At 39.1% G+C, this 1,761-nt stretch carries 1 protein-coding gene; it reads left to right on the forward strand.

Annotation, left to right across the window (positions count from 1 at the left end; genetic code table 11):
* Positions 1–810: 810 nt before the first annotated feature.
* Positions 811–1,761 (forward strand): DUF1561 family protein (locus NPX98_RS06565; RefSeq protein WP_442864479.1); only part of this gene is annotated, 951 nt, incomplete at its 3' end.

The raw sequence follows: 1,761 nt of genomic DNA on the forward strand, positions 1-1,761 counted from the left end.
TGTGCAATATATGTAATGTTGTCAATGACGGCACGCTGTCCCGCACTCGCTTAATCCGTGAAGCAGTCAGGAATGCGCATAATCTCTTTCTCTCATACAACACATTAAGAGTATAAAGCAGGCGACGCAATAGTTCCTGAAATAGCACAGCTCTCCAAAACTGAAAGCAGTGGATTAGTTCAATAGTTGCCTCTACTTTAACAGCTGCGATGAGTACTTGCCCACAGCTATTTAACAAGACAATCAATATGCACTGAGCTAAATAGCGCGACGCATAATAGCACTGCTCAAATAATGCTAGACGGATATTTTGCTAAACTGCGGGACATTAGTTTCTTCTTGAGCGGTTCGTGAATAGCGGTATATGATATAAGCAGAATCATCTTGATTCAATTTATCCAAGACTGGATTTCTGCAGCGGCGAATTTCACCAAATAATATATCATGAGTTTCACCAGCTTTTTTTGAACACCTGATTTACTCATTCAGAGGTGGTAGCATGAGCAGGCTATGCTCAAAGCGGAAAAGATTTCTTGAAGTGCAATAGAATTGTTCATTGAGTCTTGCTAACGTTATAAAAAAAAGAATAACTATACTTCAGGTGCGTGCCTGAAATTATTTTTTATCAGCATATCTTTTCTTGGTTTTGATATGTTTGTCATGATTTTTGCGGGCGTGCTTAATAATCCCATGATGTGTTTCACGCCTTAAAGTGGCCTCAAAAAAGGATTAGGTGCTCTCCGTAAATAGCGGAACTATGTGTTTGAGTACACAAGGGAATCGCCTTAAAATGAAGGGGATTATGGTTCTATGACAAAATATACTTTGAAGCTATTTCTGTTCTTTTGCATCTTTTTCTTACAGCTCAGTACTCTTTATGCTGGTCATTTTTCTTCAAAAGAACCCATTAGCGGAGCTACGCTTCGTAAGATTCAAATTATGAGCAAAGATGTCTTTCAAAAGGCTCCTGATAAGCCCATTGACAAACCTATAGCTGTTCGTCTTCATACCCAAGAGATTTATTGTTATACGCCGATGTTTACAGAGGCTGAAAGCTATATTTACATCGATAAATGTTCTTATTCCAGTGCTCTTTCTGCTCGATATGATGTTTTTCAGAGAGTGGCTTGGAAAGTTAAAAATGTTTGGCTGTGTATGACAGCTCCCGGCTCTGTGACAGGTATTTACGGGAATGGAAAGGCTACGTGGGATTATGTCAAACTGCGTCCCTGTGTTACCAATGATAAAAACCAACGTTGGATTATCAAAGACAATACTTTTTATACGGCAGATGAAAAGTTTCGTGTTAAGGATTATAAGTGGTATGTCTATATTTCACAAAGCCCGAGCGATTACTACGATCACACTCTTGAAAAGATGGAGGAATGGAAGAATACAATTGCTGCTCCGGGGAATATAAGCCTCAAAATGTCTATAGGTTGGAGGTATATCACGAGCGGTAACTTTTATATATATTATCTCTCGGATAAAGAAAGCTACAGTACCACCCCCTTTTATTTGTACTACAATCCAGAAAATGGCCACATCGCGAGTTATTACACGGGTTCTGGTTTGCTATCCTGCATGGTTTCTAAACAATCAACTTCTGATGATTGGGATTGGATAGAGTGGCGATTTTGCAATGACATTGTTCCTCGGGAAAAGGATATTGCGTATTGGGATATTTCTGTTTTGAATGGAAGCGAAGGTCCTCTTATAGATCGTAATGGGAATTTTTTAAGAGTAACCCGCTATGGTGTT

It is taken from the genome of Bartonella sp. A05 (assembly GCF_026930145.1).
In the GTDB taxonomy this organism is placed as follows: Bacteria; Pseudomonadota; Alphaproteobacteria; order Rhizobiales; family Rhizobiaceae; genus Bartonella.